The sequence below is a fragment of the Variovorax atrisoli genome (genome assembly GCF_014195185.1).
Classification (GTDB): Bacteria; Pseudomonadota; Gammaproteobacteria; order Burkholderiales; family Burkholderiaceae_C; genus Variovorax; species Variovorax atrisoli.
Window position 1 is genome coordinate 636527 of the sequence record NZ_JACIBG010000003.1, and the last position, 24384, is coordinate 660910.

Below are 24384 nucleotides of genomic sequence, written 5' to 3' on the forward strand. Positions count from 1 at the left end.
CCTCATGCCATCGCCCTCTCCCGCACCGCAGGACAAGTAGAAATGCACATGGAAAATTTCGCCCCGATCATGTTCGCGGGGCTCGTGGTGATCATGCTGATCGGCTTCCCGGTCGCGTTCTCGCTCTCGGCCCTCGGCCTGATCTGCGGCTTCTTCGCCATCGAGATGGGCTGGTTCCCGGCCGGCTTCATGGCCAACCTGCCGCTGAACGTCTTCGGCATCCTCTCCAACGAAACGCTGCTCGCCATTCCGTTCTTCACATTGATGGGGGCGGTGCTCGAGAAATGCGGGCTGGCCGAGGACATGCTCGACTCCATGGGCCAGCTCTTCGGCCCGGTGCGCGGCGGCCTCGGCTACTCGGTGATCATCGTGGGCTTCATCCTCGGCGCCATCACCGGCACGGTGGCCGGCCAGGTGATCGCGATGGCGATGATCTCGCTGCCGATCATGATGCGCTACGGCTACAACATGCGCTATTCCACCGGCGTGCTGGCGGCCTCGGGCACCATCACGCAGCTGGTGCCGCCATCGCTGGTGCTGATCGTCATGGCCGACCAGCTCGGCACCGACGTGGGCCAGATGTACAAGGGCGCATGGGGCCCGTCGATCCTGCAGGTGCTGATCTTCGCGATCTACACCTTCCTGATCGGGCGCATCTACCCGAGCTACGTGCCGGGCCTGCCGGCCAGCGCGCGCACGCTCAACGGCTGGGCGCTGTGGGGCAAGTGCCTGCGCGGCATCATTCCCTCGGCCATCCTGATCTTCGCGGTGCTCGGCTCGATGGGCGGCCTGCCCTTCATGGACAAGGCCATCGCCACTCCGACCGAAGCCGGCGCCATGGGCGCGGTGGGCGCACTGATCCTGGCGCTGGTCCACCGCCGCCTGAACTGGCAGCTGCTGAAGGACGCCATGGAAGGCACGATGCGCCTGACGGCCATGGTGGTGTTCATCCTGATCGGCTCGCGCGTGTTCTCGCTGGTGTTCCAGGGCGTGGACGGCGCCAAGTGGATCGAGCACATGCTCTCGGGCCTGCCCGGCGGGCAGGTCGGCTTCCTGATCGCGGTGAACATCTTCGTGTTCTTCCTCGCGTTCTTCCTCGACTTCTTCGAGATCGCCTTCATCATCCTGCCGCTGCTGGGCCCGGTGGCCCACAAGCTGGGCATCGACATGGTGTGGTTCGGCGTGCTGCTGTGCGTGAACATGCAGACCTCGTTCATGCACCCGCCCTTCGGCTTCGCGCTCTTCTACTTGCGGGGCATCGCGGACACGCTCTTCAAGAACGGGGCGCTGCCCAAGAAGGTGGAGTCGCGCGACATCTACCTGGGCGCGGTGCCGTGGGTGGCGATGCAGCTGCTGCTGGTGGCCATCGTGATCTTCTTCCCGCAGACGGTCACCGTGTTCCTCGAGAAGGAAAAGGTCGTCGACATCGACAAGGTCAACCTCGACATGCCGGTGGAAGAGCAGCCCACCTCGCCCGACAGCAACGGCGTGAACATGGAAGACCCCTTCGGCAACGAGAAGAAGGACGAATCCTCCACGCCGCCGCCGTCCACCGACGCGCCGCCGGCCTCCGGCGAAGCCACCAAGCCGTGAGCGACCAAGCCCACGGCCCCGCTGAAGAACGACAACAACAAGACGACGACCGAAGCCCTGGCGGCGACACGGCCAGGGCCATCATCGAAAGCCCCGCCTTCCCCCCTCTGCTGCGCACGCTGGCGGTGGTACTGGTCATCGATCTCTTCGCATTCGGCATCTGGAGCCTGCCCTCGCTGCGCTCGGCCGACTGGTCGACCAGCGCGCTGGTGGTGATGGGCATCGCGGCGCTTTGCGTGGTGTGGGTCGGCTACTGGATCGTCTACAGCCGCACCCGGCTCGAAGGCGACGTGCTGGTGCAGACCTGGCTCTGGGACAAGCGCGTGAGCGCGCAGGACGTGGCGCAGCTCAAGCTGGTGCACATCCGCATGCTCGAACGCGTGATCGCGCCGCGCCTGCTGGTGCGCCGGCGATTCGGCGGCATGACCTGGTTCCACTCGGCCGACGCGGCCGTGCTCGTCGCCTTCGGCGAGCAGGTGGCGAAGCGGACGATATCGCCCGCGCCGCCGCAGGCGTAGCGAACCCTACCGGCGAAGCAGCCGCTGCATCGCTTCGCCGATGGCCTGCGGCTTGTCGATGCCGTCTCCGCCCACCGGACAGCTCGCAGCCTGCGCCCTCTCCTTGCCCCTCGGCCCCACCGTGGCGTGCAGCCGCTCGCAGTCGCAGCGCAGCCGTGCCTTCAGCGCCTTGGTGCGCGCATCGCGCAGCTCGGCGACCCAGCATGAATCACCGCAGCCGCAGGAGCGGTATTCGAGCACCTCGCCGTGCGTGCTCCACGGCAGCGCGTAGCCGCCCGTGCCGCCGGCGGCGTGGACGTTCGGCGCGAGCACGGCGGTGAAGAGCAACGTGGCGAAGGACGACGTTCGGAGCATCGGGCGGGACCTGCAGGAAATCGGAAGGCGGAGCATGGACGAAAAAAAGCCCCGCCGGGACCGGCAGGGCTTCCTGTGCGAGGAGACGAAGCCTCTTACAGCTTCTGCTGCTGCATGAAGCGGTCGAAGGTGCCTTCGGTGTAGCGGAACCAGGCGTTCTGGTCGGCCAGGAATTTCGACCAGTCGCCGTAGATCTTCTTCCACTCGGGGTTGGTGTTGTTCAGGTCCGAGTAGATCTGCTGGGCCGACTTGAAGGCGGCGTTCATCACGTCCTGCGAGAACGGGCGCAGCTTGGTGCCCGAGCCGACCAGCTGCTTCAGCGCGATCGGGTTCTTCGAGTCGTACTTGGCCGTCATCGTGATGTTGGCATGCGCGGCAGCCGCCTCGACGATCGCCTTGTACTCGGCCGACAGGCCTTCCCACGCCTTGGTGTTGATGTAGAAGTCCAGCTCGGGGCCGCCTTCCCACCAGCCGGGGTAGTAGTAGAACGGGGCGATCTTGTTGAAGCCCAGCTTCTGGTCGTCGTACGGGCCGACCCATTCCAGGCCGTCCAGCGTGCCCTTTTCGAGCGCGGGGTACAGGTCGGCGCCAGGGATGGATTGCGGGATCACGCCGAAGGGCTCGAGCACCTTGCCGGCGAACGGGTTGGTGCGGAACTTCAGGCCCTTCAGGTCGGCGACCGACTTGATCTCCTTGCGGAACCAGCCGCCCATCTGCGCGCCCGTGTTGCCGCCCGGCAGGTTGATGATGTTGTACTTGGCGTAGAAGGCGCGCATCAGCTTCAGGCCGTTGCCTTCGTACATCCAGGCGTTCTGCTGGCGGGTGTTCATGCCGAAGGGCACCGCGCAGCCCAGGCAGAAGGTCGGGTCCTTGCCGTAGAAGTAGTACGGAGCCGTGTGGGCCATTTCGACCGAGGCGTTCTGCACGCCGTCGACCACGCCGAACGCGGGCATCAGCTCGCCGCCGGCATGCACGGAGATCTGGAACTTGCCGCCCGTCATGTCGCTGACGCTCTTCGCGAACACTTCGGCGGTACCGAAGATGGTGTCCAGCGACTTGGGAAAGCTCGACGCCAGGCGCCAGCGAACTGCGGCTTGCGCGTGAACCGCGGGGGCGATGCCGGCAGCCAGAACGCCGGCGATGCCGGCGTTTTTGATGAGGGAACGACGATCCATTAGATAGCTCTCCGAGTTCTTTGAAAAAACGAAACGCGGCTTGTGACCGCGTTGAGGACTTTGGCGTGAGTCCGGGGCAATTGTAAAAACGCGCTTACAGCGATCGGCGGGGGTTTACCCTGCGCCGCAATAAGGCCGGGAAGAGGGAATGCGCGGCCGAAACAGCGCATCCGGGGACGAGGCATAAAATGTTAATCGCCTTACACATATCCCGACTTCGACATCAAGACATGAGACTCTCCAATTCCTTCAAGCCCGCGCTGCTCGCATTCGCCGCGGCCACCGCCCTCGGCGCTCAAGCCGCCGACATCAAGATCGGCGTCGCCGCCGCACTGTCCGGCGGCGCCGCGCAGTACGGGTCCGCCATCCGCAACGGCTTCCAGCTGGCGGCAGACGAAATCAACGCCGCCGGCGGCATCAACGGCGACAAGATCGTCCTGGCCGTCGAGGACGAGCAGGGCAAGAAGGAAGACGCGATCAACGTCTTCAAGAAGCTGATCTTCCAGGACAAGGTCCTCATGACCTTCGGCCCCACGCTGTCGAACTCGGCCCAGGCGGCCGACCCGATCGCCCAGGCCGCCAAGACGGTGGCCTTCGGCACCTCGAACACCGCCGACGGCATCACCTCGATCGGCGACTACGTCTTCCGCAACTCCGTGACCGAAGCCGACGTGCTGCCCGAGACGCTGCGCGTGGCCATCAAGCACGCCAACGTGAAGAAGGTCGCGGTGCTCTACGGCAACGACGACGTGTTCACCAAGAGCGGCTACGACAACTTCAAGAAGGCCCTCGAAGACCTGAAGCTGCCCGTGACCACGACCGAGACCTTCGCCAAGGGCGACGTCGACTTCAAGGCCCAGCTCACCAAGATCAAGGCCACCAACCCCGACGCCATCGTGCTGTCGGCCCTGCTGGCCGAAGGCGCACCGATCATGGTACAGGCCCGCCAGCTCGGCCTGAACGTGCCGGTCATCGGCGGCAACGGCATGAACTCGACCAAGATCTTCGACCTGGCCAAGGGCAGCTCGGACAACCTGTACGTCGGCAGCCCCTGGTCGGCCAGCAACGCGACGCCCGAGAACACCAAGTTCCAGAAGGCCTACAACGACAAGTTCAAGATGGCGCCCGACCAGTTCGCCGCGCAGGCCTACGACGGCCTGTACGTGGTGGCCCAGGCGCTCAAGGGCGTGAAGCTGTCGGGCAACCTGGCCGCCGACCGCACCGCGCTGCGCGACGCGCTGCCCAACGTGAAGTGGACCGGCGCCACCGGCGCCTTCGCTTTCGCGCGCGCCAAGGACAAGGCCGGCAAGCCCGCCGGCTACGACGCGCAGCAGACAGCCATCGTGAGCGTCACGAAGGGCACCGCGTTCGTGATCGAGAAGTAAGCACGGCAAACCGTCTCGATGGCGGGCCGGGCGGCCCGCCTTGCTTTCCCCACATGGCGCAGGACAGTCACTGCGCCGTTTTCTTTTTTGATTTGCCGCAGCACGCCCGTGTCGCGGCCTGACGAAAGCCCATCGTGCTCGATCAGCAGCTAGTCAATGCCTTGTCGCTCGGGTGCGTCTACGCACTCTTCGCGCTCGGCTTCACCCTCATCTTCGGCGTGCTCGGCGTCATCAACCTCTCGCACGGCGCGGTGTTCATGGTGGGTGCCTACGCGGCGGCCGAATTCATGCGCCTGTCGGGCCTGCCGCTCTGGGCCGGCCTGCCCTTCGCCTTCGTCCTGTGCGGCATGCTGGGGCTGCTGATCGACGTGCTGGTGCTCAAGCCCCTGCGAAAGCGCAACGCGCCCCACCTGATCCCGATGATCGCCACCATCGGCGTGGCCATCATCCTGAACAACGGCATCCAGGGCATCTTCGGCGCGGAGAACCTGCGCTTTCCGCCCGGCACCATTCCCGACGACGCTCTGGTGATCGCCGGCATCCATGTCACCGCGCTCGAACTGGGCATCGTGCTCGCGTCCTTCGTGCTGATGGGCGTGCTGATGCTGTCGCTGCAGCGCACGCAACTGGGCCGCGCGCTGCGCGCCATCGCCGAATCGCCCAAGGCGGCGTACCTGGTGGGCGTGAACGTCGAGGGCCTGTTCTACCTGACCTCCTTCGTGGCCGCCGGCCTGGGCGGCGTGGCGGGCGTGCTGATCGGCCTGTATTCGAACGCGCTCTTCCCGTTGATGGGCCAGCCGATGCTCGAGAAGGGCATCGCGGTGATCATCCTGGGCGGCATGGGCGACATCCGCGGCGCGCTGCTCGGCGGCCTGTTCCTCGGCTTCGCCGAGGTGCTGTCGGTGGCCTACGTGGGCTCCAACATGCGCGACGCGGTGGCATTCGGCCTGCTGTTCCTCGTGCTGCTGGTGCGTCCGAAGGGCCTGTTCGGCTCGCTCAAGGAGCGCAAGGTATGAGCCGCCACGCCTGCACCTGCGCTGCGGCGCTGGCCCACCTTAGGGCTGCCCGGCGGAGGGCCGTCTGAGATGGAAGCCTTCGACAACTTCTGGTCGGTCTACAGCAACCTGGTGCTCTCGCTGGGCATCAACGGCCTGCTGGCGCTCTCGATCTGGCTCACGCTGGCCTGCGGCATGCTCGCGCTGGCCAACGCCGCCTTCATGGGCATCGGTGCGTACACCGCGTCGATCCTCACGCTGAACTACGGCGCGCCCTTCCCGGTGGCCATCGCCGCCGGCATGGCCGCGCCGGCGCTGGTCGCCTTCATCATCGGCAAGCCGACGCTGCGGCTGTCGGGCGTGTACCTCGCGATGGCCACGCTGGCCTTCGGCGAGGTGGTGCGCATCGCGGTGCTCAACGCCGAGCCGCTCACCGGCGGCGCGCTGGGCCTGAACGGCATTCCGCAATCCACCGAGTGGTGGCACGTGGCGCTGGCGCTGGTCCTCACGCTGCTGGTGCTGTGGCGCATCCGCCGCTCCAAGGTGGGCCGCGCCTTCGAGGCCATCAAGGAGGACGAGACCGCCGCCGGCCTGATGAGCATCGACGTGGCAGGCCACAAGATGCTGGCCTTCGTGCTGGGCGGCGCCATCGCCGGCCTGGCGGGCACGCTGAACGCGCACCTGACCTTCTTCATCGGCCCGGCCGAATACGGCTTCAACCGCGCGGTGGACATCCTGACGATGACGATTCTCGGCGGCATCGGCGGCCTCACCGGCCCGGTGCTGGGCAGCACCATCCTCACGCTGCTCCCGGAAACGCTGCGCGGCCTGGGCGCGTTCCGCCTCGTGGTCAACGGCTTCATCCTGGTGCTGATCGTGCTGTTCCTGCCCAAGGGCATCTGGGACCCGGCACGCATCCGCCAGTGGTTCGGCCGCAAGGGGGGCGCAGCATGAGCGAACAGACGCTTCTGACTCTGAAGGGCGTGTCTCGCCACTTCGGCGGCCTCAAGGTCCTGCAGGACGTGAACCTGGACATTCCCAAGGGCGGCATCTTCGGGCTCATCGGCCCGAACGGCGCGGGCAAGACGACGGTGTTCAACCTGATCACCGGCCTGCTGCCCACCACAAGCGGCACGATCCACTTCCAGGGCCAGGACCTGGCGGGCCGCAAGCCCTTCCAGATAACCCGCGGCGGCATCGCGCGCACCTTCCAAAACATCCGCATCTTCAAGGAGATGTCGCTGCTGGAGAACGTGACCGTGGGCATGGACTCCAAGCTGCGCTACGGCCCCCTGGGCCTGCTGGCGGGCACCGGCCTGTTCCGCGCCGAGGAAAAGCGCGCCCGCGACCGCGCACGCGAACTGCTGAGCTGGGTCAAGCTCGACCACAAGGCCGACGACGTGGCCGACAACCTCTCGTACGGCGACCAGCGCAAGCTGGAGCTGGCGCGCGCGCTGGCCACCGAGCCGACGCTGCTGCTGCTGGACGAGCCGGTGGCCGGCATGAACAGCACCGAGAAGAGCGAGCTGATGGTCGAGATCGACAACATCGCGGCGCGCGGCTTCACGGTCTTCATGATCGAGCACGACATGCGCTTCGTGATGGGCCTGTGCCAGCAGATCGCGGTGCTGAACTTCGGACGCATCATCGCGCGCGGCGGCCCCGAGCAGATCCGCAACGACCCGCAGGTGATCGAGGCCTACCTCGGCCGCGAAGACGACGAAGCCACGAACGACCAGGAGACCGCTGCATGAGCGCCGGCACGACGACCCCATTGCTGCAGGTGCAGGACCTGAAGGTGAACTTCGGCCATGTGCAGGCGGTCAAGGGCATCGACTTCGAGCTGCACGAAGGGCAGATCACCACGCTGGTCGGCGCCAATGGCGCAGGCAAGTCGACCACGCTGCTGGCGCTGTCGGGGCTGGTGAAGAAGACGTCCGGTCGAGTGACCTTTGCCGGCCAGGACATCACGGGGCTGTCGCCGCACAGGATCGTGTCCGGCGGCGTGGTGCAGGTGGCCGAAGGCCGCGCCACGCTGACCACGCTCACCGTACGCGACAACCTGGAGCTGGGCGGCTACACGCGCCGTGACGGCGCCGCCGCCCGCGCGGCCGACCTGGAACGCATCTACGGCCTCTTCCCGGTGCTGAAGGACCGGGCCGACGGCCTGGCCGGCAACCTCTCGGGCGGCGAGCAGCAGATGCTGGCCATCGGCCGCGCGCTGATGGCCAAGCCGCGCGTGCTGCTGCTGGACGAGCCCTCGATGGGCCTGGCGCCGATCATCGTGCAGGACATCTTCCGCACGCTGCGCGAGATCAACAAGCAAGGGCTGACGATCTTCCTGGTGGAGCAGAACGTGCGCCAGGCTCTGAAGATCGCCGACCGGGCCTATGTGATCGAGACGGGCAGCATCGTGCTGTCGGGCACCGGGCGGGAGCTGCTGGGCAATCCGAAGGTGCAGGACGCCTACCTGGGAAGCTGAGCTGTCTTCCTCCCTCCCCTGCTGGGGGAGGGTCGGGGTGGGGGCACGGCAGCCTTCGAACGGCCGTGGCGCCTGAAGCGCCGTCTGCCCCCATCCCAGCCTTCCCCCAGCGGGGAAGGAGCGAATCCAAATCAGCCGCGGCCGAAGCGGTCCACGATGGACTTCTCGATACCCGCCGCATCGAGCCCGATGCCGGCCAGCAACTTCGCCGGATCGCCATGCTCGATGAACTGGTCGGGCAGTCCCAGCTGCAGCACCGGCTTCTGCACGCCGGCATGCTGCAGCGCCTCGAGCACCGCGCTGCCAGCGCCGCCCATGATCGCGCCCTCTTCCAGCGTGACGATGGCATCGTGCGTGCCCGCGACCTTCAGCAGCAGCTCCACGTCGAGCGGCTTGGCCCAGCGCATGTTGACCACCGTGGCGTCGAGCGACTCGGCCACCGTGAGCGCCGGGTACAGCAGCGTGCCGAAGGCCAGGATGGCGATGCGCTTGCCCTCGCGGCGGACCTCGCCCTTGCCGAAGGGCAGCGCGTCGAGCGTGAGATGCGGCGCCACGCCGGCACCCGACCCACGCGGATAGCGCACCGCCACCGGGTGGTTCTGCTCGTAGGCGCTCGTCAGCAGCTGGCGCGTCTCGCGCTCGTCGGCCGGACAGGCGATGCTCATGTTCGGAATGCAGCGCAGGAACGGGATGTCGTATGCGCCCGCGTGCGTTGCGCCATCGGCACCCACCAGGCCCGCGCGGTCGAGCGCGAATACCACCGGCAGGTTCTGGATGGCAACGTCGTGGATCAGCTGGTCGTAGGCGCGCTGCAGGAAGGTCGAGTAGATCGCGACCACCGGCTTCAGCCCCTCGCATGCAAGGCCCGCGGCGAAGGTCACGGCGTGCTGCTCGGCAATGCCGACGTCGTAGTAGCGGTCGGGGAAGCGCTTCTCGAACTCGACGAGCCCCGAGCCCTCGCGCATCGCGGGCGTGATGCCCACGAGGCGGCCGTCGGCCGCGGCGGTGTCGCACAGCCACTGGCCGAACACCTGCGTGAAGGTCTGCTTGGCCGCGGAGGCCGGCTTGACGAGCCCCACCTGCGGGTCGAACTTGCCGGGGCCGTGGTAGGCCACCGGGTCGGCCTCGGCCAACTTGTAGCCCTGGCCCTTCTTGGTGACCACGTGCAGGAACTGCGGGCCGTCGAGGTGCTTGAGGTTCTCGAGCGTGGGCACCAGCGAATCGATGTCGTGGCCGTCGATCGGGCCGACGTAGTTGAAGCCGAACTGCTCGAACAGCGTGGCGGGCACGACCATGCCCTTGGCATGCTGCTCCAGCCGCTTGGCCAGCTCGAACAGCGGCGGCGCGTTGCGCAGCACGCTCTTGCCGACGTTCTTGGCGGCGGCATAGAAGTTGCCGCTCATCAACTGCGCGAGGTAGCGGTTGAGCGCGCCCACCGGCGGGCTGATCGACATATCGTTGTCGTTCAGGATCACGAGCAGCTTGCAGTCGCACACGCCCGCGTTGTTCAGCGCCTCGAAGGCCATGCCGGCCGTGAGCGCGCCGTCGCCGATGATGGCCACCGTGTGGCGGTCCTCGCCCTTCTGCTTGGCGGCCATGGCCATGCCGAGCGCGGCCGAGATGCTGGTCGACGAATGGGCGGTGCCGAAGGTGTCGTACTCGCTCTCGGTGCGCTGCGGAAAGCCCGAGATGCCGCCGATCTGCCGCAGCGTGGGCATGCGCTCGCGCCGGCCCGTGAGTATCTTGTGCGGGTAGGTCTGGTGGCCCACGTCCCACACCAGCCGGTCGTGCGGCGTGTTGAAGACGTGGTGCAGCGCCACCGTCAGCTCCACCGTGCCGAGGTTCGAGCTCAGGTGGCCGCCGGTGCGGGAGACGTTGTCGAGCACGCAGGCGCGCACCTCGTCGGACAGCTGGCGCAGCTGGGCCCGGTCGTATTTGCGGATGGGCGAAGGATCGTGGAGTGTGGGAAGCAGCGGAGCAGCCATTGGAAAAATCTTCTTCTAGTAGATGGCCACGGAGCCGAAGGCCGCGAAGCAGGCCATGCCGGGGCACCCATGGAACCGGCTTTGCCGGGCCATCGGGGTGCGCCCCCTCGAGGGGGGATCCGAAGCGACACGAAGTGCGCGGAGATTCGGGGGTGGTCTCATTTCATCGGTCGCGGTCGACCACCATGTGGGCCAACGCGCGAAGAGCCGCGGTGTCGTCCAGGCCGCTGCGCTCCAGCGCGGCGAGCGCATCGGCCAGCAGCTGGCGGGCCTGGGCGCGGGCGCCGTCGAGGCCCAGCAGCGACACATAGGTGGGCTTGTCGGCCGCGGCGTCCTTGCCGGCGGTCTTGCCTAGGGTCTGCGAGTCGGCCGTGACGTCGAGGATGTCGTCGACCACCTGGAACGCGAGGCCGATGGCTGCGCCGTAGTCGCGCAGCGCGGCCAGCGCAGCAGCGCTCACGGTGCCGCAGGCGGCGCCCATCTCGACGCTGCCCTGCAGCAGCGCGCCGGTCTTCAGGCGGTGCATCTCGCGCAGCTGCGCTTCGTTCAAGGCGATGCCGACGCTGGCCAGGTCGATCGCCTGGCCGCCGGCCATGCCCTGGCTGCCCGCGGCGCGCGCGAGCAGGCGGCACAGCATGGCCTGGGTGGTGGCGGGAATCTCGTCGCCCTCGGGGGTGAGCAGCTCGAAGGCCAGGGCCTGCAAGGCGTCGCCCGCCAGCAGGGCATCGGCCTCGCCGAACTTCACGTGCACCGTGGGCTTGCCGCGGCGCAGCACGTCGTTGTCCATGCACGGCAGGTCGTCGTGCACCAGCGAATAGGCATGGATCAGCTCGGTGGCGCAGGCTGCACGCAGGGCGGCGGCCTTGTTGCCGCCCACGGCCTCGCTCGCGGCCAGCACCAAAAGCGGCCGCAGGCGCTTGCCGCCGTCGAGCACGGCGTAGCGCATGGCGTCGCCCAGCAGCACGGGGGCATCGACGCCGACCCAGCGCGACAGCGCCGCTTCGACATTCGCCAGGTGGGGTTCGCTCCAGCCGGCCAGCGTGCGGGCGTCCCAGTGGGCGGCGGTATTCAGCGGGGCGGCGCTCATTCAGGCGTCCAGACCTTCAGGCTGCCCGAATCGAGCACCTTGATCTGGTCTTCGACCGCCTGCAGCTTGTCGCGGCAGAAGGCGAGCAGCGCCGCGCCGCGCTGGTAACTGACGAGCAGCTGGTCCAGCGGCAGCTGGCCCGACTCGAGTTCCGCGACCAGTTGCTCCAGCTCCTGGAGTCCGGCTTCGTAACTGGCTGGCAGCGGACCCGTGTCGGGCGTTGCCGCCGGGCTGGACGAGGAAGGGGGAGGCACCTTGGGCATGCAAGCGAAACTTGGGTGAAACGAGGCATTTTAGGACCGTGACCGGAACAATGGCGCCCCTTCCGGGACCGCCCTTCCCCGGAGCGGCCGCGGCGCCTTTCGCGCTTCCCATGGCGAAAGGCCCATCGCACATCGCGAAATGGCATGGAAAACCTCGGGGGAACCCCGAGCGCCCCCCCGGGTACAATGCGAACTTCTCTCGTTGACGACGTTCAACACCGCTTCGGGCCGCCCAGCCACCTCTTGCGGCGGCGCCTTCCGTTCTTTTTCTTCCTTTCCTCCCTGTGGGGAGCTTGGTCAGGTCCTCCATGTCTGATTTAAGTCTTCAACTGCAGCAGGCCGCGAGCCAACTTCCAGTTTCCGCGTATTTCGACGAGGCGCTCTTCGCCCGCGAGATGCAGAACCTTTTCTCGCGAGGGCCCCGCTATGTCGGCCATCGCCTGGCCGTGCCCGAGATGGGCGACTTCCACACCCTGCCCCAGGAACACCAGGGCCGTGCACTCGTCCACACGCCCAAGGGCGTGGAACTGATTTCCAACGTCTGCCGCCACCGCCAGGCCCTGATCCTGCAGGGCCGCGGCAAGCTCGAGAGCCAGTCGGGCGGCAACATCGTCTGCCCGCTGCACCGCTGGACCTACGCCGCGGCCGACCCGCGCACCACCGGCACGCTGATCGGCGCCCCCCACTTCCAGCAGGACCCCTGCCTGAACCTGCACAACTACCCGCTCACCGAGTGGAACGGCCTGCTGTTCGAGAAGAACGCAGACGGCTGCGGCCCCGACGTGGCGGCCGACATGGCCGGCCTCGGCCCGCAGGCCGACCTGGACTTCAGCGGCTACGCGCTCGACCGCGTCGAGCTGCACGAGTGCAACTACAACTGGAAGACCTTCATCGAGGTCTACCTCGAGGACTACCATGTCGGCCCGTTCCACCCCGGCCTGGGCAGCTTCGTCACCTGCGACGACCTGCGCTGGGAGTTCAAGCCGCGCTATTCGGTGCAGACGGTGGGCGTGGCCAACCGCCTGGGCCGCGCCGGAAGTCCCGTCTACCAGAAGTGGCAGGAGCAGCTGCTCAAGTACCGCGAGGGCAAGCCGCCGAAGTACGGCGCCATCTGGCTGACCTACTACCCGCACGTCATGGTCGAGTGGTATCCGCACGTGCTCACGGTGTCGACACTGCACCCCGTGAGCCCGACGAAGACGCTCAACATGGTCGAGTTCTTCTATCCCGAGGAAATCGTCGCCTTCGAGCGCGAGTTCGTCGAAGCCCAGCAGGCCGCCTACATGGAGACCTGCGTGGAAGACGACGAGATCGCCGAGCGCATGGATGCCGGCCGCCGCGCGCTGATGCTGCGCGGCGACAACGAGACCGGTCCCTACCAGAGCCCGATGGAAGACGGCATGCAGCAGTTCCACGAGTGGTACCGCGCCGCGATGCAGAACGCCTGAGCCGATGAACGCGGCATCCACGGGTGTTCTGGGAACACCGAGGAACCGGCTTTGCCGGGCCTGCGGTGTTGCCCCCGGCGAGGGGGCGGGAGAAGCGACACGAAGTGCGCGAAGCCTGGGGGAGAACCAATAGTGCAAGCGCTCTGGATGGTGCTGGGGGCCTTCCTGTTCGCGACGATGAGCGTGGTCGTGAAGGTCGCCTCGGCGTGGTTCAACAGCGGCGAGATGGTGCTCGGGCGCGGCCTGATCGGCATCGTGTTCCTGTGGCTGCTGGCGCGCAATCGCGGCGTGCCGCTGGGCACGAGGTACCCGGGCATGCACGCGTGGCGCAGCACGATCGGCGTGGTCTCGCTCGGCGCGTGGTTCTATGCCATCGCCCACATGCCGCTGGCCACCGCCGTCACGCTCAACTACATGAGCAGCGTGTGGGTCGCGGCCTTCCTGGTCGGCGGCGCGCTGCTGGCCTGGGTGCCGGTGCCCGGACGCGACGGCCGCGTGGAGCGCCCGCCGCTGCAGGGCGCGCTGGCGATGACGGTGCTTGCGGGCTTCGTGGGCGTGGTGCTCATGCTCAAGCCCACGGTGAACGGCAACGAGGGCTTCGCGGGCCTGCTGGGGCTTCTTTCGGGCCTGACGGCCGCCTTCGCCTACATGCAGGTGGTGGCTCTCTCCCGCATCGGGGAGCCCGAGCTGCGCACCGTCTTCTACTTCGCGGTCGGCTCTGCGGTGGCCGGCGGCATCGCCACGGCGGTCACCGGTTTCTCGGGCGGCGGCTCCTGGACCTGGCAGCACGCGCTGTGGCTGCTGCCCATCGGCCTGCTCGCCGCGCTCGGCCAGCTGTGCATGACGCGCGCCTACGCCACCGCGAAGACGCAGGCCGGCACGCTGGTGGTCGCGAACCTGCAGTATTCGGGCATCGTGTTCGCGGCCTTCTACAGCGTGGTGCTGTTCGACGACCGCATCGACGCGGCCGGCTGGGCCGGCATGACACTTATCATCGCGAGCGGCATTGCTGCAACCGTGTTGCGACAACGGGCCGTGCCCAAGGCCCCGGCCGAGGAACACTGACGCGCGCAGCGTGCATTTCCAGATTCCCGAAGGAGCAAGCGCCATGTACGACACCCTCATCTCCGTCGAACAACTGCAGCAGCTGCAGGCCAGCGGCAAGCCTTTCATGGTGTTCGACTGCAGCTTCGACCTCATGAAGCCCGAAGCCGGCGCGCAGCAATATGCGGCCGCACACATTCCGGGCGCGCTTTACGCCAACCTCGACACCGACCTCAGCGCGAAGCACGGCGCCCCAGGCGCGCACGGCGAAGTCGTCGTGGCGCAGGAGGACGGCGTGCCCGCATCGGGCGGGCGCCATCCGCTGCCCAGCCGCGAGAAGTTCGCCGCCTGGCTCTCCAGCGTCGGCTTCGCCAACGACATGCAGGCGGTGGTGTACGACCGCAACGGCGCCAACTACTGCGGCCGCCTGTGGTGGATGCTCAAGTGGATGGGCCACGACGCGGTGGCCGTGCTCGACGGCGGACTGCAGGCATGGCAGGCCGCAGGCGGCGAAGTCACGAGCCGCGAGGAGCCCGCGCGCTTCCAGTCGAACTTCGTCGCGGGCGAGCCCATCGCGAAGCTGGTCACCACTGAAACGGTGTTGCGCCGGCTCGGCCAGCCTGACCAGAACCTGATCGACGCACGCGCCGGTGCACGTTACCGTGGCGAGGTGGAACCTCTGGACCCGATCGCCGGTCACATCCCCGGGGCCCTCAACCGGCCTTTCGCCGACAACATCGGTCCCGACGGCAGGTTCAAGCCGGCATCGCAATTGCGTGCCGAGTTCGAAGCGCTGCTCGCGGGACGCGACGCGGCGACCGTCGTCCACCAGTGCGGCAGCGGCGTGAGCGCCGTGCCCAACCTGCTCGCCATGCAGATCGCGGGATTCGGGACGACCGCGCTCTATGCCGGCAGCTGGAGCGAATGGAGCAACACGCCGGGGCTGCCGACCCGGCAAGGCGCCGAACCATGAAGCACATCCGACTCCGACGTACCACCGGTCTTGCAATCGCAGCCGCCGCGATGTTCGCGGCAGCCCCCTTCCTCACCGCCCAGGCCCAGCAGCAGCACGCCCACGTGCACGGCCAGCTCAAGCTCGACGTGGCCGTCGACGGCCCCACGGTGGTGATCGACATGGAATCGCCGCTGGACAACATCGTCGGATTCGAACGCGCCCCCAAGACCGACGCCGAGAAGAAGATCGTGGAAGACGCGGTCGCCCAGCTGCGTGCGGCCGACAAGCTCTTCGTCGTCGACCCCGCCGCCAACTGCAAGCTGGGCCCGGTCGACCTGCGCTCAGGCGCGCTGGGCCTCGGCAACCCCGACCCCAACGAGCCCGTCGGCCACGCCGACCTCGACGCCACCTTCTCCTTCAACTGCACCAACGCAGCCGCCGCGAAGTTCATCGACCTGAACCTGTTCGGCGCCTTCAAGGGCCTGCGCCAGATCGACTCGCAGATCGCCACCGCGCAGGGCCAGTTCAAGCGCCAGCTCAAGCGCCCCGCCGGCGCCCAGGCCTCGCAGCCCGCGCGCCTGAGCTGGGGCAAGTGACACCGTGAGCGACCTTCCTTCGGCGCAGGGCTCATCGGCCCTGCGCGTCGTGCTCGCAGCCGAGGCGCTGCGCTTCACATGGCCATCGGCCAAGACCCCCTGCATCGACATCGAGGCCTTCCGGATCACGGCCGGCGAATCGGTGTTCCTGCACGGGCCGAGCGGCTGCGGCAAGAGCACGCTGCTGTCGCTGCTGGCCGGCGTGCTGGTGGCCGACGAAGGCCGCGTCACGCTGCTCGGCCACGACTGGTCGAAGCTCTCGGGCACGCAGCGCGACCGCAGCCGCGTGGCGCACGTGGGCTACATCTTCCAGCAGTTCAACCTGCTGCCGTACCTGAGCGTGATCGACAACGTGCTGCTGCCCTGCCGCTTCTCGCAGCGGCGCGAGGCCAATGCGTCGCGCAACGGCAGCTCGCGCGGCGAGGCCGAGCACCTGCTCGACCAGATGGGCCTGGACCGCAACCTGTGGAACCGGCAGGCGCTGCAGCTCTCCGTGGGTCAGCAGCAGCGCGTGGCCGCGGCACGCGCGCTCATCGGCCAACCCGAAGTGGTGATCGCCGACGAACCCACCTCCGCGCTCGACGAAGACCGGCGCGAGGCCTTCCTCGACGTGCTGCTGACGGCCTGCGCGGAGCACCACAGCGCGCTCGTGTTCGTGAGCCACGACCAGCGCATCGCCCAACGCTTCGCGCGGCATGTGCTGCTGCCCGAGATCAACCGCGCGGCCACCAGCGCGATGGCGGTGGACGCATGAGCCGCCGGTCCGCTCCCAAGGCGAATACCGCGGCGCGACGCGCGGAGGCCTGCCAATGAAGGCACTCTTTTCCATTGCATGGCGCAGCGCCTGGAACCGGCGCTTCACGCTCGCGCTGACGGTGTTCTCCATCGCGCTCTCCACCTTCCTGCTGCTGGGCGTGGAACGCATCCGCACCGAGCTGCGCGAGAACTTCGCATCGTCCGTATCGGGCACCGACCTGATCGTGGGCGCGCGTACCGGCTCCACGCAGCTGCTGCTTTACTCGGTGTTCCGCATCGGCGCGGCCACCAACAATATCTCCTGGAAGAGCGTGCAGGCGCTCTCGTCGCACCCGGGCGTCGACTGGGTGGTGCCGCTGTCGCTTGGTGATTCGCATCGCGGCTTCTCGGTGCTGGCCACCTCCACCGACTACTTCACCCGCTTCCGCTACGGCGACAGGCAGACGCTGAAGCTGCGCGAGGGCAAGCCCTTCAGCGAGCTCTTCGACGCGGTGGTCGGCGCCGAGGTGGCCGACAAGCTCAACTACCACGTGGGCCAGAAGATCACGCTCGCGCACGGCAGCGGCGAGCTCAACGTGGCCGAGCATGCGGACAAGCCCTTCACCGTGGTCGGCGTGCTCGCACGTACCGGCACGCCGGTTGACCGCACGGTGCACATCGGCCTCGCGGCCATGGAAGCCATCCACCTCGAATGGGTGGGCGGCGCGCCGATGCCGGGCGTGCACATCTCGCCCGAGCAGGTGCGCAAGTTCGACCTCACGCCCAAGAACGTGACGGCCGTGCTGGTGGGCCTGAAGAACCGCGCTGCCGTGTTCGGCGTGCAGCGCTGGATCTCGACCTACACCGGCGAACCGCTGATGGCCATCCTGCCCGGCGTGGCGCTCGACGAGCTGTGGAGCGTGATCGGCGTCGGCGAGAACGCGCTGCTGCTGATGTCGGCACTGGTCGCGCTGGTGAGCCTCGCGGGGCTGGTGTCGGTGGTGATGGCGGGCCTCAACGAGCGGCGCCGCGAACTCGCGGTGCTGCGCGCGGTGGGCGCGGGCCTGCGCCATGTGCTGGCGCTGCTTGCCCTCGAAGGTGCGCTGGTCACCGTGCTCGGCGTGGTGCTGGGCGTGGTGATGGCGGTGCTCGGCATCGCCCTGCTCTCGCCATGGCTGCAGTCGCAGTTCGGGCTGACATTGAGCCTTTCCGAACCTACACTGAACGAATGGCTGCTGATGGCGAGCCTGCTGGCCGCCGGTTGGCTGGCAAGCCTCTTGCCCGGCATCCGCGCCTATCGACTCTCTCTTGCAGACGGCCTCTCACCGAGGATTTGAACCATGCCCATCGCACAGAAGACCTTGTCCACGAGCAAAGCTTTCACTCGGCTTTCGATGCTGATCGCAGGTGCCGGCCTCGCGGCCGCTGCCTGGGCCGCCGAACCCGCCCCCAAGGACACCACCGCCGCCAATCCGCTGGGCGGCAAGGCTTCTCCCGCAGCGGCCTCCAAGGCCGCACCGGGCCAGCCGCGCCAGATCACCTGGGAAGAGCTGGTGCCCAAGGACTGGGACCCGGCCAAGGAGTTCAAGGGCATGGACCTGAGCGCGCTCGACGACGGCGACCCGCGCGCCAACGAGCTGCTCATGAAGATGCAGGAGGTGTCGAACAACGCACCGACCAATCCGGCGATGAACGGCGCGGAGATCAAGATCCCCGGCTTCATCGTGCCGCTCGAGGAAGCCAAGGGCGAGGTCACCGAATTCCTGCTGGTGCCCTACTTCGGCGCCTGCATCCACACGCCGCCGCCGCCTGCCAACCAGATCCTGCACGTGGTGCCGCAGAAGGGTGCCAAGTTCCGCGCAATGGACACGGTATGGGTCACCGGCAAGCTGCAGACCCTGCGCAACGATTCGATGATGGGCGTGAGCGGCTACCACGTGAGCGCGGCCACCGTCACCAAGTACACCGGCGGCTCGAAGTAAGGCCGCGGCCTCCGCGCCGTGTGGTTCTGCGCCGACAGGCTTGGCGGCACGGAACCGACACAGACCGTTGCATCCGCGGCGCAAGCTCTGTCATCGCTTGATGCCGAGTTCCGTTGAAGAAGTCCGGGTATGCCCCCGGGCGTCTTCATGGAAATCCAGATGACAAAAAACCTCTCTACCGCCCCGCGGCTGTTGACGATCTCGCTGTGCATCAGTGCCCTCGTCCTCGCAGGCTGCGACAAGGCTCCCACCAGCACCCCCGCCCCTCTCGCATCGACGCAGGACCCTGCGGGCTCCATCCCGCCACCGTCGGTACCGCAGACGCAGCAGCAGGCCCCTGTCGCCGCACCCGTACAGGCCGCCCACACGCCACCCAGCGCCGAGCAGCTCTACCAGCTGGTCGCGCCCATCGCGCTGTACCCCGACAAGCTGGTCGCGCAGATCCTGGCCGGCGCCACCTACCCCGACCAGATCACCGCGGCGCACGAATGGCTCGCGCAGAACCGCAACCTCAAGGCCGGCCCGCTGGCCGACGCGGCCAACCAGCAGCCCTGGGACCCGAGCGTGAAGTCGCTCACCGCATTCCGTCCCGTGGTCGACCAGATGGCCGGCAACATTCCGTGGACACAGGCACTCGGCCAGGCCTACTACAACGACCCGGCCGACGTGATGAACGCGATCCAGGTCATGCGCCAGCGCGCCGCCAAGGCCGGCCGCCTCAAGAACAACGACAAGCTGCGCGTGGTCACCGCCGCGCCGCCACCGAACTACGCGCCGGCCCCCGACGTGCAGCCCGTGTATGCAGGACCCGTCGTGGTCGAACCGCCGCAGCAGTTCATCACCATCGAGCCGGTGCAGCCCGACGTGGTGTACGTGCCCGCCTATGACCCGCAGGTGATCTACGGCGAGCCGCAGCCGGTGTATCCGGGTTACGCCTACGCACCTCCGGTGCAGGTGGTGTCGTCGCCGGGCTATAGCGGCGGCCAGGTGCTGGCGGCAGGCGCGCTCGCGTTCGGTGCCGGCGTGATCGTGGGCGCGGCACTGGAGCGCCACGACTGGGGCTGGCATTCGTGGAACATGAACTGGGGCGCTCCGCGCTGGCGTGATCGCGACCGTGGCCCCGGCCCGCAGCCGGCCTTCGCGCGGCCTGCGGTGGTCTACAACAACAGCACCTACATCTCGCGCTCGACCACCGTGGTCAACAACGTGCGCAACGTCAACGTCTACAACAACAATGCCGGACCGCGCGGCGTACTGCCCCCTGGAGCGCCTGCCAATTTCGCGGCGAACCCGGGCGCGATGCAGCAGGTGCAGCAACAGCAGCAGCGGGCCCTCTTCGCCCAGCAGCAGGCTCAACAAGCGCAGCAGGCACAGCAGCAACAGCAGCGCGTCCAGCAGCAGGCCGCGTTCGCGCAGGCTCAGCAACAACAGCAGCAGGCGCGAGCCCAACAGCAGGCCCAGCAGCGGCAACAGGAACAGGCTCAGCGCCAGCAGGCCATGCAGCAGCAACAGCAGGCCCAGAACCAGGCCCGCCAGCAGCAACAGATCGCGCAGCAGGAGCAGATGCGCCGGCAGCAACAGGCTCAACAGCAGGCCCAGCAGCAGGCGCGCGACCAGCAGGCACGCCAGGCTCGGGGCCTGATGCAGCCCCCGCCGCAGCAACAGCAAGCCCAGCAGCAGGCACAGCTCGCGCAGCAACAGCAACAGCAACAGCAGCAGCGCCAGCAACAGCAACAGCAGGCAGCTCAGGAACAGCGACGCCAGCAGCAGGCCCAGCTCGACCAGTCACGCAGGGAGCAGTCGCAGCAGGAGCAGATGCGTCGCCAACAACAGGCCGACCAACAGGCGCGTGCTCAGCAGCAGGCCCAGCGACAGCAGGAGCAGATTCAGCGCCAGCAGGCGATGCAGCAACAGCAGGCCCGACAGCAGCAACAGCAGATGGCCCAGCAGGAGCAGATGCGCCGCCAGCAGCAGGCCCAACAACAGGCACAGCAACAGGCCGCACGCATGCAGCAGCAACAGCAACAACAGCAGATGCAGGCCATGCAGCAACAGCGCCAGCAGCAGATGCAGCAGCAACAGGCTCGCGCGCAGCAGCAGGCCCAGCAGATGGCGCACCAGCAGCAGCAGGCTCAGCAGCAACAACAGCAACGCATGGCAGCCGCTGCGGCGGAACGCCAGCAGCACCAGCAGCATCGCCCCGGGGACCCGAGGCAGCAGTAACGGGCGCAGCGACGCCCGCGCCCCGCCGCGACGGAAACGTCGCGGCGGCGCCGCTTCCCTTCAACCTCAGTTCTTGCCGATCTCCGTCAGCAGCCGCGTGACGAGGTAGATGCGCGGCACGATCGAATCGGCTTCGATGTACTCGTCGCGTGCGTGATAGCCGAAGCCCGCGAGGCCGAAGCTCTCGACCACCGTGGCCTTGCCCGAGCGGCCTGCGTAGCCCGCGTCGGTGCCGCCGCCGGTCATCGGCGTCAGCGCGAGTTCGCGGTCGATTTCCTTGTAGATGGCCTGCGCCTTCTCGGCCAGCGCGCGACCCTTGTCGCCCGCGATGAAGGCCGGGCGGCCCACCTCCACCTTCACCGTGGTCTCGGTGTCGGGGATCAGCTTGCCCGATGCGATCTTCGCCTGCAGCGCCTCGGCCAGCTTCTTCTCGGCACCGGGCTGGGTGATGCGGACGTCGCCCTGCGCCTGCGCCTTCTCGGTGATCTGGTTGAGCGGGCCGGTGGCGCGCGCCACGGTCCAGTTGAGCGTCACGCCCGGAATGTCCTTGGCGAGATCCTTGGTCTGCAGCATCTGGTACGAGAGCTCGTACAGCGCGTTGCGGCCCAGATCGGGCGCTGCGCCAGCGTGCGACGCGCGACCCTTCACCTCGAGCGTGGCCGTGGCGATGCCGGCCGCGCCGAGCAGCAGCGATTCGCCCTTGACCACCGACTTCGCCACCGTCGGCTCGAACGACAGCACCGTGTCGTGCTGGTCGGCGATGGTCGCGATCAGCTCGCCGGAGCCGACCGAGCCCACTTCCTCGTCGGGGTTCATCAGCACGGTGAGCGTGTCGTAGTCGCGCCAGCCGGCGTCGGCCAGGATCTTCAGCGAAGCCAGCATGACCGCGAGGCCGCCCTTGTCGTCGGCGATGCCGGGGCCGTAGATGCGGTTGCCGTCGATCTTGTAGGGCTGGCTGTTGAGAATGCCCGGCGCGTACACCGTGTCCATGTGGCCCTGCAGCATGATCTTGCGCTTGCCCGTGCCCTTGAGCGTGCCGATCACGATGTCGGCACCCGCGCCGGCCGTGGCCTTGCGGCGCTCGGTCTTGAAGCCGGCAGCCTTCAGGCGCCCTTCCACCACGTCGGCCATCTTGAGCAGGCCGTCGACGTTGAGGCTGCCCGATTCGATCAGCACCATCTCCTTGAGGTTGTCGATCACCGCGGGCTGCGCCTTCTCGGCGGCAGCGAGCAGCTTCGCATCGGGGGCCGCGTGGGCGCCGGCGACGGCGCCGAGCGCAAGGCCGCAGGCCAGCGCCATGGAGCGAAGCGGGAATGAAGGCAGACGCGAGGTCATGGTTTTTTCTCTGGAGTGGATGACGGCGCACAGCATAGCCATGCGGCCCCGCGCGGCGAGCAAATCGGAGACACGGCGCAGGGGCGGCTACGCGCTCTTTGCCGCCGCGGCTTTCCGCGAGGGCTTCGACTGCCCCTTCGACGCCTTCGCGGGCAACGCCGACGCAACGGGCTCCTCGCCCTGCCGGGCGGCTGGTGCCGGCATGGGACGCTCCTCTCCCTCCCGCGCCGACTGCATGTGCCCGCTCTCGCCGATGGTCATGCCCACGATGCGTGCGAGCTGCCGGCTCACGCTGATGTACGCGTGGCCCAGGCGGCTGTCGAAGTAGAGCGAGTCGCCCTTGGCCATGCGCACCACCTCGCCGTTGTCGAAGTGCACCTCGATCTCGCCCGACAGCACATAGGCGAACTCCTCCCCGCCATGCCGCACGAAGTCTTCCGGACCGTGGATCTTGCGCGCGTGCACCGTGCCGACGATGGGGCTCATCTGCTTGCCGGCCGCGGTGGTGCCGAGGAATTCGTAGGCGATGGAAAGCCCCTTGTAGACCACGCCCTTGCCGGAGCGGGTGACCACCGGCCCGTCGAGCTGCGCGGGCTTGACGCCTGCGCCGGCGAACATCGCGTTCATGTCCATCTCGAGCGCGCGGCCCAGCGCGGTGAAGTTCTCGTAGCCCAGCGCGAGCTGGCCACGCTCGGCGCGCGAGATGGTGGTGATCGATACGCCCGAGCGCTCCGCCAGTTGCGCCAGCGTCCAGCCGAAACGCTTGCGCGCGCTGCGCAGGCGGTTGCCGAAGGTGGCGCGGTCCAGCGTGGGCGGCTCTTCCCTGGGCTTCGTCCCCGTCTTGGTCCCTGTGTGTGGATTCACGCTTGGCTTTCTCTTGTGGTGCCGGCAATTCTGCCAGCCGGGGCGCGCCTCATCCATGCCGACCCGCGCTGGGCGGGCCCGGAAGTTGCGTATACGCAAATTGCGCGAACGCAAATTTCACCAGGTCGGTGCATCATGGTTTCCCCTTGGAGCTGCCGAATCAATTTGCGTATACGCAAAATTGTTCCTACACTTTTCGTCGATGACTTCAAGCACTGCAGAGCCCGTCGTGGCTGACTTCCTCGTGATCGGCGGCGGCATCGCCGGGGCCTCGGTGGCCCACTGGCTCGCTCCGCACGCACGCGTGATCCTTCTCGAACGCGAATCGCAACCGGGCTATCACTCCACCGGCCGATCCGCCGCCCTCTTCATGGAAAGCTACGGCACAGCGCAGGTGCGCGCCCTCACCATGGCGAGCCGCGCCTTCCTCGAACACCCGCCCGAAGGCTTCAGCGAGCATCCGCTGCTCACGCCGCGCGGCGCGATGATGGTGGCGGGCGCAGAACACATGGCCGAGCTCGAAGCCCACTGGGAAGTGCTGCGCGCCATGGACACCGGCGCCTCCCGCCTGAGCGGCGAGCAGGCGCGCGAGATGGTGCCCGCGCTGCGCCCCGAACAGGTGCTGGGCGCCGTGTACGAGCCCGACGCCGCCGACATGGACGTGCACGCCATCCACCAGGGCTACCTGCGCGGCATGCGCCGCGCGGGCGGCAGGCTGGTGTGCGATGCGGGCGTGACGGCCATCGAGCGCGTGGGCGAACGCTGGCGCGTCGAAGCCGGCGGCTCAGTCTACGAAGCGCCCGTGGTTCTCAACGCCGCCGGCGCATGGGTCGACACCATCGCCCGCATGGCCGGCGTGCCTCCGCTGGGCATCGAGCCGCGCCGGCGCTCTGCCTTCATCTTCGCTCCGCCCGAAGGCCAGAGCGTGGCGCACTGGCCGATGGTGTTCGGCGCCGACGAAGGCTGGTACATCAAGCCCGACGCCGGCATGCTGCTGGGCTCGCCGGCCAATGCCGACCCGGTCGAGCCGCAGGACGTGCAGCCCGAGGAGATGGACATCGCCATCGCCATGCACCGCATCGAGGAGGCGACCACGCTCTCCATCCGCCGCCCCACGCGCACCTGGGCCGGCCTGCGCTCCTTCGTGCCCGACGGCGACCTGGTCGGCGGCTTCGAGCCCGGCGTGCCCGGCTTCTTCTGGGTGGCGGCACAGGGCGGCTACGGCATCCAGACCTCGGCTGCCATGGGCGAGGCCTGCGCCGCGCTCGCGCGCGGGCTGCCGCTGCCGGAGCGCATCGCCTCCTTCGGGCTCACGGCGGAAATGCTGGGTCCGCAGCGGCTGCGTGCGGCCGCGGGCTGAGCCCG

23 protein-coding genes are annotated in these 24384 nt (G+C 67.9%); 16 read left to right on the top strand and 7 right to left on the bottom strand.

Annotation, left to right across the window (positions count from 1 at the left end):
* Positions 1-42 precede the first annotated feature (42 nt).
* On the top strand, positions 43-1593 hold the full coding sequence (locus FHY06_RS14145; protein WP_019654730.1) for a TRAP transporter large permease: 1551 nt from the start codon (positions 43-45) through the stop codon (positions 1591-1593).
* Positions 1590-2111, top strand: coding sequence for a hypothetical protein (locus FHY06_RS14150; RefSeq protein WP_019654729.1), 522 nt, complete (start codon positions 1590-1592; stop codon positions 2109-2111). Before FHY06_RS14145 ends, FHY06_RS14150 begins: the two co-directional genes overlap by 4 nt.
* Positions 2112-2117: 6 nt before the next feature.
* On the opposite strand, the gene FHY06_RS14155 is transcribed toward FHY06_RS14150, so the two are convergent.
* Positions 2118-2465, bottom strand: coding sequence for a hypothetical protein (locus FHY06_RS14155; protein ID WP_019654728.1), 348 nt, complete (start codon positions 2463-2465; stop codon positions 2118-2120).
* A gap of 95 nt (positions 2466-2560) precedes the next feature.
* The gene (locus FHY06_RS14160; protein ID WP_019654727.1) at positions 2561-3640 is read right to left on the bottom strand and encodes a TRAP transporter substrate-binding protein; all 1080 of its coding nucleotides are present in this window, start codon (positions 3638-3640) and stop codon (positions 2561-2563) included.
* A 230-nt stretch (positions 3641-3870) separates the two neighbouring features.
* Between FHY06_RS14160 and FHY06_RS14165 the strand changes: the two genes are divergently transcribed.
* The 5 genes from FHY06_RS14165 to FHY06_RS14185 all read left to right on the top strand — a co-directional run bounded on the left by FHY06_RS14165 (position 3871) and on the right by FHY06_RS14185 (position 8502).
* Positions 3871-5025 (top strand): ABC transporter substrate-binding protein, encoded by a 1155-nt coding sequence (locus FHY06_RS14165; RefSeq protein ID WP_019654726.1) that lies wholly within the window; start codon positions 3871-3873, stop codon positions 5023-5025.
* A 134-nt stretch (positions 5026-5159) separates the two neighbouring features.
* Complete coding sequence (locus tag FHY06_RS14170) at positions 5160-6041, top strand: branched-chain amino acid ABC transporter permease (protein WP_184605537.1); 882 nt, start codon at positions 5160-5162, stop codon at positions 6039-6041.
* Between the two features lie 69 nt (positions 6042-6110).
* Complete coding sequence (locus FHY06_RS14175) at positions 6111-6974, top strand: branched-chain amino acid ABC transporter permease (RefSeq protein WP_184605538.1); 864 nt, start codon at positions 6111-6113, stop codon at positions 6972-6974.
* Complete coding sequence (locus tag FHY06_RS14180) at positions 6971-7774, top strand: ABC transporter ATP-binding protein (RefSeq protein WP_184605539.1); 804 nt, start codon at positions 6971-6973, stop codon at positions 7772-7774. The genes FHY06_RS14175 and FHY06_RS14180 overlap by 4 nt, the downstream gene beginning before the upstream one ends.
* A complete protein-coding gene (locus FHY06_RS14185; protein ID WP_019654722.1) occupies positions 7771-8502 on the top strand; it encodes an ABC transporter ATP-binding protein in 732 nt (243 codons plus the stop codon). Before FHY06_RS14180 ends, FHY06_RS14185 begins: the two co-directional genes overlap by 4 nt.
* Before the next feature lie 131 nt (positions 8503-8633).
* Here the strand turns inward: FHY06_RS14185 and dxs are convergent, their stop codons facing one another.
* The 3 genes from dxs to xseB form a co-directional block, all read right to left on the bottom strand.
* Entirely contained in the window at positions 8634-10487 is a 1854-nt protein-coding gene (gene dxs / locus FHY06_RS14190; protein WP_221404242.1) for a 1-deoxy-D-xylulose-5-phosphate synthase, read from the bottom strand.
* A 163-nt stretch (positions 10488-10650) separates the two neighbouring features.
* On the bottom strand, positions 10651-11574 hold the full coding sequence (locus FHY06_RS14195; protein ID WP_132797317.1) for a polyprenyl synthetase family protein: 924 nt from the start codon (positions 11572-11574) through the stop codon (positions 10651-10653).
* Positions 11571-11837: an exodeoxyribonuclease VII small subunit gene (gene xseB, locus FHY06_RS14200; RefSeq protein ID WP_007829283.1), complete on the bottom strand. Its 267-nt coding sequence runs from the start codon at positions 11835-11837 to the stop codon at positions 11571-11573. The genes FHY06_RS14195 and xseB overlap by 4 nt, the downstream gene beginning before the upstream one ends.
* 308 nt (positions 11838-12145) lie before the next feature.
* Here xseB and FHY06_RS14205 point away from each other — a divergent pair, with 308 nt between their 5' ends.
* The 8 genes from FHY06_RS14205 to FHY06_RS14240 all read left to right on the top strand — a co-directional run bounded on the left by FHY06_RS14205 (position 12146) and on the right by FHY06_RS14240 (position 20820).
* Positions 12146-13285: an aromatic ring-hydroxylating oxygenase subunit alpha gene (locus FHY06_RS14205; protein WP_019654719.1), complete on the top strand. Its 1140-nt coding sequence runs from the start codon at positions 12146-12148 to the stop codon at positions 13283-13285.
* 147 nt (positions 13286-13432) lie between these two features.
* Positions 13433-14350 carry a DMT family transporter gene (locus FHY06_RS14210; RefSeq protein WP_019654718.1) on the top strand — a complete coding sequence of 306 codons (918 nt, stop codon included), beginning with the start codon at positions 13433-13435 and terminating at the stop codon, positions 14348-14350.
* Between the two features lie 43 nt (positions 14351-14393).
* Positions 14394-15302, top strand: a complete 909-nt coding sequence (locus tag FHY06_RS14215; protein WP_132797315.1) for a sulfurtransferase — start codon at positions 14394-14396, stop codon at positions 15300-15302.
* On the top strand, positions 15299-15880 hold the full coding sequence (locus FHY06_RS14220) for a DUF2796 domain-containing protein (RefSeq protein ID WP_026346374.1): 582 nt from the start codon (positions 15299-15301) through the stop codon (positions 15878-15880). Before FHY06_RS14215 ends, FHY06_RS14220 begins: the two co-directional genes overlap by 4 nt.
* 4 nt (positions 15881-15884) lie before the next feature.
* A complete protein-coding gene (locus FHY06_RS14225; protein ID WP_184605540.1) occupies positions 15885-16634 on the top strand; it encodes an ABC transporter ATP-binding protein in 750 nt (249 codons plus the stop codon).
* Positions 16635-16689: 55 nt separating this feature from the next.
* Complete coding sequence (locus FHY06_RS14230) at positions 16690-17952, top strand: ABC transporter permease (protein WP_019654714.1); 1263 nt, start codon at positions 16690-16692, stop codon at positions 17950-17952.
* A gap of 3 nt (positions 17953-17955) precedes the next feature.
* On the top strand, positions 17956-18597 hold the full coding sequence (locus tag FHY06_RS14235; protein ID WP_126185437.1) for a DUF3299 domain-containing protein: 642 nt from the start codon (positions 17956-17958) through the stop codon (positions 18595-18597).
* A gap of 159 nt (positions 18598-18756) precedes the next feature.
* Positions 18757-20820: a DUF3300 domain-containing protein gene (locus FHY06_RS14240; RefSeq protein WP_184605541.1), complete on the top strand. Its 2064-nt coding sequence runs from the start codon at positions 18757-18759 to the stop codon at positions 20818-20820.
* 66 nt (positions 20821-20886) lie between these two features.
* Here FHY06_RS14240 and FHY06_RS14245 read toward each other — a convergent pair whose 3' ends face one another.
* A complete protein-coding gene (locus FHY06_RS14245; RefSeq protein ID WP_184605542.1) occupies positions 20887-22155 on the bottom strand; it encodes a M20/M25/M40 family metallo-hydrolase in 1269 nt (422 codons plus the stop codon).
* An 87-nt stretch (positions 22156-22242) separates the two neighbouring features.
* Positions 22243-23019, bottom strand: a complete 777-nt coding sequence (locus FHY06_RS14250; RefSeq protein WP_184605543.1) for a helix-turn-helix domain-containing protein — start codon at positions 23017-23019, stop codon at positions 22243-22245.
* 202 nt (positions 23020-23221) lie between these two features.
* Between FHY06_RS14250 and FHY06_RS14255 the strand changes: the two genes are divergently transcribed.
* On the top strand, positions 23222-24379 hold the full coding sequence (locus tag FHY06_RS14255) for an NAD(P)/FAD-dependent oxidoreductase (RefSeq protein ID WP_145760389.1): 1158 nt from the start codon (positions 23222-23224) through the stop codon (positions 24377-24379).
* Positions 24380-24384 lie beyond the last annotated feature (5 nt).

What these genes read in the sequence shown, in the direction of transcription:
- FHY06_RS14160 (WP_019654727.1), bottom strand. Translation starts at nt 3,640, where the DNA reads ATGGATCGTCGTTCCCTCATCAAAAACGCCGGCATCGCCGGCGTTCTG.
- FHY06_RS14155 (WP_019654728.1), bottom strand. Translation starts at nt 2,465, where the DNA reads ATGCTCCGAACGTCGTCCTTCGCCACGTTGCTCTTCACCGCCGTGCTC.
- FHY06_RS14230 (WP_019654714.1), top strand. Translation starts at nt 16,690, where the DNA reads ATGAAGGCACTCTTTTCCATTGCATGGCGCAGCGCCTGGAACCGGCGC.
- FHY06_RS14220 (WP_026346374.1), top strand. Translation starts at nt 15,299, where the DNA reads ATGAAGCACATCCGACTCCGACGTACCACCGGTCTTGCAATCGCAGCC.
- FHY06_RS14255 (WP_145760389.1), top strand. Translation starts at nt 23,222, where the DNA reads ATGACTTCAAGCACTGCAGAGCCCGTCGTGGCTGACTTCCTCGTGATC.
- dxs (WP_221404242.1), bottom strand. Translation starts at nt 10,487, where the DNA reads ATGGCTGCTCCGCTGCTTCCCACACTCCACGATCCTTCGCCCATCCGC.
- FHY06_RS14165 (WP_019654726.1), top strand. Translation starts at nt 3,871, where the DNA reads ATGAGACTCTCCAATTCCTTCAAGCCCGCGCTGCTCGCATTCGCCGCG.
- FHY06_RS14195 (WP_132797317.1), bottom strand. Translation starts at nt 11,574, where the DNA reads ATGAGCGCCGCCCCGCTGAATACCGCCGCCCACTGGGACGCCCGCACG.
- FHY06_RS14180 (WP_184605539.1), top strand. Translation starts at nt 6,971, where the DNA reads ATGAGCGAACAGACGCTTCTGACTCTGAAGGGCGTGTCTCGCCACTTC.
- FHY06_RS14205 (WP_019654719.1), top strand. Translation starts at nt 12,146, where the DNA reads ATGTCTGATTTAAGTCTTCAACTGCAGCAGGCCGCGAGCCAACTTCCA.
- FHY06_RS14215 (WP_132797315.1), top strand. Translation starts at nt 14,394, where the DNA reads ATGTACGACACCCTCATCTCCGTCGAACAACTGCAGCAGCTGCAGGCC.
- xseB (WP_007829283.1), bottom strand. Translation starts at nt 11,837, where the DNA reads ATGCCCAAGGTGCCTCCCCCTTCCTCGTCCAGCCCGGCGGCAACGCCC.
- FHY06_RS14145 (WP_019654730.1), top strand. Translation starts at nt 43, where the DNA reads ATGCACATGGAAAATTTCGCCCCGATCATGTTCGCGGGGCTCGTGGTG.
- FHY06_RS14240 (WP_184605541.1), top strand. Translation starts at nt 18,757, where the DNA reads ATGACAAAAAACCTCTCTACCGCCCCGCGGCTGTTGACGATCTCGCTG.
- FHY06_RS14210 (WP_019654718.1), top strand. Translation starts at nt 13,433, where the DNA reads ATGGTGCTGGGGGCCTTCCTGTTCGCGACGATGAGCGTGGTCGTGAAG.
- FHY06_RS14185 (WP_019654722.1), top strand. Translation starts at nt 7,771, where the DNA reads ATGAGCGCCGGCACGACGACCCCATTGCTGCAGGTGCAGGACCTGAAG.
- FHY06_RS14235 (WP_126185437.1), top strand. Translation starts at nt 17,956, where the DNA reads ATGCCCATCGCACAGAAGACCTTGTCCACGAGCAAAGCTTTCACTCGG.
- FHY06_RS14245 (WP_184605542.1), bottom strand. Translation starts at nt 22,155, where the DNA reads ATGACCTCGCGTCTGCCTTCATTCCCGCTTCGCTCCATGGCGCTGGCC.
- FHY06_RS14175 (WP_184605538.1), top strand. Translation starts at nt 6,111, where the DNA reads ATGGAAGCCTTCGACAACTTCTGGTCGGTCTACAGCAACCTGGTGCTC.